We start from the raw sequence: 5,941 nt of genomic DNA, 5'->3' as shown, positions 1-5,941 counted from the left end.
AACCTGCCGTGACGATTAATTTATCGATGGATTTTTTTCGACCATGTGAAGTCGGTGAAGTACAGGCAAAAGCGTGGTTTATTAAAGAAGGAAAAACAATTCTAAGTATCGAAAGTGAAGCATGGCAACATAATAAACTGGTTGCGAAAACCAGTGCCTCTTTTATTATTCTTTCTTAAATTAACCCCTTAAATTTAGCTGATCACCATAGCTATTTTATCTAGTTCAAATGGTTAGTTGCTTATTTGCAACAGCAAGCTAGAAACTAAATAACCTACTGTTGCAATTAGCATAAATAGATATAGATAAAGCTTATTATTTTAACGTTTAAATTAAAGACTGAATGATTCGTCGGGCATGGGTCAAACCCACATCAATATGTATACCGATCATCTCTGGTTGATTAAACTCTTCTAGGTTCTTGTACTGGTTTTCTATCACTTCTTTATCTTCATCAAAAGTCTGTTTTGTCTGATCAATGACTAGCTTTGCAATATGTTCGCGGTCATGTTTAGGGTTAGTAGACATAGTCCAAAAATAATGACAAGAATTCTCTGTTTCAGGCGTAATTGCATGAAAACCTCTCATATGAAATCCTTTGCGATCTGGATTCTCCAGGGAGTCATCACCTGCTTCTATGGCTCCTGTCCAAATACGGATATGAGAAACTCTAAAATCAATTTCTTGCCAACGGTCTATTTTATTTTTAAACGGATAAGCCATACTGTAGGTTGGCGGTGGGTCCGATTCGAGCATATGCCGTGTGACTATGACTTGATTACCTATCACTTTGGTTTTCATGGTCGCATTCATATGAGCTTTTGCATTACCACCAATAGTTTTTAAATGAACATAGGCTAAATGGCTTAAGTCCATTAAATTATCATGAATGAGCTGGTAAGGTGCCTGATAATGATATCGGTCTCCATCATATAAGTAATCTGGATCATCATGATATGGGTAGTCTGGTGCTTCTATGAGAGGTACACTTTCTTCTTTTCCATACCACAACCAAATCAAACCTTGTTTTTCTTCAAGATAGAATGATTTGATTTTCGCTTTTGAAGGGATTCTATTTTGCCCTGGAACCTCTACACAGTGTCCATTTTCATCATATAGCAATCCATGGTAGCTACAGCGAATTTTACCCTGCTCCAAAAGTCCTTGGGATAACGGCATCCCCCTATGGCAGCAGCGATCTTCTAGTGCAACAGCTTTGCCCTTTTTATCTCTAAAGATAACCATTGGAATATTTAAAATTTTACGTCCAAGTAAATTATCTTGTAGCTCTTTAGAGAGTGCGATGATATACCACTGATCTTTTGGGAAAGGACTTCTTGTTGAGACTTCTTGATCTACAAGCTTAATTTGACGACCACTATTCATAGCACTACATCCTTTTTGTAATGATTCTGATGCTTTCCTTAATCACAATTATCCTGATTTAAAAATACGAGCTTTATAAATACAGAATAAGGTCTATATGAATAAAAATAGGTCAATTTAGTTGTCATGTCAACCAATTGGTTGACATGACAACAATATATTAACAAACCATGTTAAAGTGCTTAAAAGACTTTCTGATACACGCTGTATGGACACTTCACTTAAACTTCAATTAGATCGATATATTCCTGCTTTAATTAACTTTTTTTCAAATAAGATGTCGAATGGTGCATCACAATTGTATGCTTTTTTATTTGATATGGGAGTCACGGATTGGCGCATCCTTTCTCTCTTAGCGGTTGAAGAGAATATTCCTGCAAGCAGAATTTGCCATGTTATTGGACTGGATAAGAGTGCTGTGAGTCGCTCTTTAGCAAAACTCCAAGAACGTGGTTATATTGAAATGACAGTAGATAAAAAAGATTCGCGTGCAAAAAAAAATACGCTCACACCTGCTGGTCTGGCAATGTATGAGAAAATGTATCACGTAGCCAAAGAGCGGGAAGAAAAAATTTTAGAGGTACTTTCTGCCGAAGATCAAGAGCATTTAATTCGGATCTTAAACATTTTAAATAGTGAAATTAATGATATTAATGAATTTTTCATGGAAAAATATATTCAAAAATAAGTATCAAAATTGCGCTTTAAATAATATTTCATATGATATTTATTTTGAAATATCTCTCAATAAAAAGGTCAGCAAATGCTGACCTTTTGTCATTTTAACACTTTCTATCGAATGCTTAGATATCTAGGAATACCGTTTCATTATCACCCTGGATACGTACATCAAAACGATAAACCACTTCACTATCTCGTTCTTCACGTTTAGCAATTAAAGTCTGACGACGTGGCGCCCATTCAATTCCATTCAGCAATGGATCTTTAGCATTGGCTTCTGCCTCATCATCAAAGTAAATACGGGTATGTAAACCTAAGTTAATACCACGTGCAAAAATGACTAAAGCAATATGCGGTGCCTGACGGGTACCTTTACGCCCGGGTACAGCGCCTGGCTTAATCGTATCAAAGCTCCATAACCCCGTTTCAAAGTTTGCAGCTGCACGGCCCCAGCCAAAGAAATGTGGATCAGCCTGTTTACCTTGAATATCTGCCTTACTTGGATAGACGCCATTTGCATCTGCCTGCCAGATTTCAACCAATACATCACGTAAAGGTAGACCGAGGCCATCAAATACCTGACCTTCAAGGCGAATACGTTCACCTTGAGTTTCAGATTTAACCAATTGATTATTAAAACTATGCTCAAATACTTCAATGCCTGCCTGATTGGGCATCAGGCCAATATGGACGTATGGACCACCTGTTTGAGATGGTGTTTCATGTAATTCCTGAAAATTCCAACCGTTCATCATGATGCTCCTTATCACGTTAATTCATTTTCAAAATAAGTTCCGCGGCGACCACGTAAAGTAATGTCAAAGCGATAACAACGGCTGTCAGCCTCAATGAAATTACTCTTGTCCTCCAAGGCAATCAAAGCACGACGTTGCTGCTCTGAAGGAACCGTTTTTAGAATCGGGCAGCTGTCAATTAAAGTATCGCCTTCAAAATAAAATTGCGAAATGAGACGTTGTGCCCAGCCATCTGCCATGACCGAGAAATGAATATGTGCAGGACGCCATTCATTGATACGGTTACGCCAAGGATATGGACCCGGTTTAATGGTACGGAAAATAAAAAAACCATTTTCATCCGTCAGCATACGACCACAACCACCAAAGTTAGGGTCCATTGCACCAATATATTGATCATTTGGATGGCGATAACGACCAGAGGCATTTGCCTGCCAGACTTCAATCAGGGCATTTTTAACCGGGCGACCAAATTGGTCACGCAAGTAACCATGAATAATGACACGTTCACCAACAGGTAAACCATCTTTGGCATAGTTCAAAATCAAGTCATTGTCTTTAGGCCCTAAAAGTGCTGAGGTGAAATGTGGTGCCGTTACTTCAGTCAGGGTTTGCGCAATTGAAATGAGTGCATTTTTCGGCGAACGCAGCACACTGGTTTTATAACCCGGTGCGTAGGCCGGTGGATGATCGTCCGTATTACGTTGCGCATAAGCGCCTAGTTGATTCTGAATCATGAATCTCTCCTTGTTCAATTCTAAAAAATCGTCCGTTATTTAAGTTTGGTCGGTGTAATACCAAGTTCTACAAAAACTTCCTCTGCCATGTGCATTGCAGCGTTTGCAGCAGGTAAACCTGCATATAAGGAAGCATGTAAAAACAGTTCTTTAAGCTCATCTTTGGTAACACCATTGTTAAAACATGCACGAATATGCATACGTAACTCAGCTTCACGACCCAATGCGAGCAAAATACCGATAGTTACCAGACTACGGGTATGACGTGGTAAACCTGGACGTGACCATACTTCTCCCCAGGCAAAACGACTGATGAAGTTTTGGAAGTCTTCATTAAAGTCATTTAAATTTTCCAAAGAGCGTCCGACGTGTGCTTCACCTAACACTTCAGTGCGTACTTCTATTCCCTGTTTGTAACGTTCTTCATCATTCATGATAAATACACTCTTTCAAGTTTATAAGGCGGATTGAAGATGTCTGAGGAACACCTTCATTCCATGATGATCTTTAATTGAAATCAGTGCTTTGCAATAAATTCTGCAAAGACTTGGTTAAATTCTTGTGGAACCTCAATATTTGATAAATGTGAAGCATCTAGCACCGCAATCTCACAGTTCGGTATATGCGCTTGCATAAATTCGCCATCTGCCACGGTCGTGACCGGATCTAAGCCACCACATAGTGCTAAACATGGCACTTCAATGTTAGCAATTTGGTCACGTAAGTCTGCGTTTGCAAGCGCGCGGCAAGATGCTGCATAGCCTTTCGGCGGTGTCACCGACAAACTTTGAATGGTCTGCTGTGCAAGGCGATCGTGGATATAATCAAATTTGTTGCTGAACCACCGGGTGTGTGTTGTGCTGACAATATCGACCAATCCCTGTTCTTCGACCGCATCTGCACGTGATAACCATGCTTCAGCTTGTCCAATCTTCGCGGCTGAATTGGCAATGGTAATACTCAGGAAACGCTGTGGCGCGATTAAACCCAATTGCAGGCCAGTGATTCCGCCCATCGAAATACCACAAAAATGCGCTTTTTCAACTTTGAAGTGCTCAAGAATATCAATGACATCATTAGCTAAGTCGCTCAGCGTGCTATTTTCAATGACCGCACTTTTACCATGACCGCGGGTGTCATAACAGATCACAAAGTAGTCTTGAGCAAATGCAGCAACTTGAGCTTGCCACATGCCGTGATCTGTACCCAATGAGTTCGAAAAAATAAGGGTTGGATGAGCGGCATCACCAAAAGTGTAAACTGCCAATTGTTGGCCATTACGATTATTGATAAGTGTCATGATGGCTATTTTCCTTGAACACGTTGCAATACTGCATCGATCTGCTGCTGGGTATTACCTAAATAATTTTGTGGATTAAAAATCTGACTTAATTGTTCCGAATTAAATACAGCTAAAATTTCAGGATGATTTTGTGCTACTTCTAATAAGTGACGTTGTTCAGCAACTGCCTGTTTACATGCGGCCTCAACTAGATGATGTGCATTGAGTCGGCCTAACCTCGGTGCCAAAGACATCATGAGGGCTTCTGCCATAATTAAGCCCTGAGTACATTCTAAATTGCGGCACATATTGTCCGTCTGTACTTCCAGGCCCTCAAAAACTTCTATCGCACGTTGCAGACTACCAGCACACAACTGGAAGATTTCAGGCAGTGCCAGCCACTCAGCATGCCAGGCCCCCAAACTACGTTCATGTTCCTGAACCATACTTTGATAGATACTCGACATGAGTGCAGAGACACGATTGGCTGCTGCCAGAATTGAGGCTGCTGCAACAGGATTACGTTTATGTGGCATCGTCGATGATCCGCCACGCCCTGCTCCGCTTGGTTCAAACACTTCTGCAATTTCGGTTTGCATCATCAGTGACCAATCGCGTGCCATCTTGCCCAAGTTACCTGTAATTATGGCAAGCACATGGGCTATTTCCACAATACGATCACGTTCACCATGCCAAGTACAATCCGGGACATTGAGTTGAAGTTCTGTTGCAAACGCCTTTACAACTGCACTGCCTTGATCAATAAGTGACGCAAGTGTGCCAACGGCTCCACCCAATTGTGCAGTGAGTGCAGAATTTTTAAGTGCTTGTACACGTTCAAGATCACGTTGCAAACTTGCTAACCAGCGGGCAGTTTTATGACCAAAGGTTAGTGGTAGGCCTTGTTGTAACCATGTCCGACCAATCATGACTTGGTCACGATAGCGTTCGGTCAAGTTTCGAGTTGCTGCTATCGCCTGGATGAGTTTAGCCTCAATTAAGTTTAAGCCATCACGACACTGCAAAACACATGCAGTATCAATAATGTCTTGGCTTGTCGCCCCCCAATGCACATAGCGCGAAGCATCTTCATCGACTTT

General features: G+C 40.9%; 8 protein-coding genes. 2 read left to right on the top strand and 6 right to left on the bottom strand.

Going from position 1 to position 5,941, the window contains the following annotated elements:
* A partial coding sequence (locus B4033_RS04850) for a PaaI family thioesterase (protein ID WP_286832464.1) occupies nt 1-179 on the top strand: 179 nt, incomplete at its 5' end.
* A gap of 148 nt (nt 180-327) precedes the next feature.
* On the opposite strand, the gene B4033_RS04845 is transcribed toward B4033_RS04850, so the two are convergent.
* Nucleotides 328-1,386, bottom strand: coding sequence for an aromatic ring-hydroxylating dioxygenase subunit alpha (locus B4033_RS04845; protein WP_163165544.1), 1,059 nt, complete (start codon nt 1,384-1,386; stop codon nt 328-330).
* Between the two features lie 208 nt (nt 1,387-1,594).
* Between B4033_RS04845 and B4033_RS04840 the strand changes: the two genes are divergently transcribed.
* Complete coding sequence (locus B4033_RS04840) at nt 1,595-2,074, top strand: MarR family winged helix-turn-helix transcriptional regulator (RefSeq protein ID WP_163165542.1); 480 nt, start codon at nt 1,595-1,597, stop codon at nt 2,072-2,074.
* Between the two features lie 115 nt (nt 2,075-2,189).
* Here B4033_RS04840 and pcaG read toward each other — a convergent pair whose 3' ends face one another.
* The 5 genes from pcaG to B4033_RS04815 all read right to left on the bottom strand — a co-directional run.
* A complete protein-coding gene (gene pcaG / locus B4033_RS04835; RefSeq protein ID WP_286832463.1) occupies nt 2,190-2,819 on the bottom strand; it encodes a protocatechuate 3,4-dioxygenase subunit alpha in 630 nt (209 codons plus the stop codon).
* Between the two features lie 14 nt (nt 2,820-2,833).
* Nucleotides 2,834-3,559 carry a protocatechuate 3,4-dioxygenase subunit beta gene (gene pcaH, locus B4033_RS04830; protein WP_048881502.1) on the bottom strand — a complete coding sequence of 242 codons (726 nt, stop codon included), beginning with the start codon at nt 3,557-3,559 and terminating at the stop codon, nt 2,834-2,836.
* A gap of 35 nt (nt 3,560-3,594) precedes the next feature.
* Entirely contained in the window at nt 3,595-3,993 is a 399-nt protein-coding gene (gene pcaC, locus B4033_RS04825; RefSeq protein WP_048881503.1) for a 4-carboxymuconolactone decarboxylase, read from the bottom strand.
* Between the two features lie 83 nt (nt 3,994-4,076).
* Complete coding sequence (locus B4033_RS04820) at nt 4,077-4,859, bottom strand: alpha/beta fold hydrolase (protein WP_376745289.1); 783 nt, start codon at nt 4,857-4,859, stop codon at nt 4,077-4,079.
* 5 nt (nt 4,860-4,864) lie between these two features.
* Nucleotides 4,865-5,941, bottom strand: a 1,077-nt coding sequence (locus B4033_RS04815; RefSeq protein WP_286832461.1) for a class-II fumarase/aspartase family protein, incomplete at its 5' end; no start/stop codon positions are given.

Origin of the sequence: Acinetobacter sp. UBA3132 (assembly GCF_002364825.1) — a bacterium.
In the GTDB taxonomy this organism is placed as follows: domain Bacteria; phylum Pseudomonadota; class Gammaproteobacteria; order Pseudomonadales; family Moraxellaceae; genus Acinetobacter; species Acinetobacter schindleri.
The sequence above is the reverse complement of the archived record's forward strand: the minus strand, read 5'-3'. Positions and strand labels throughout refer to the sequence as shown.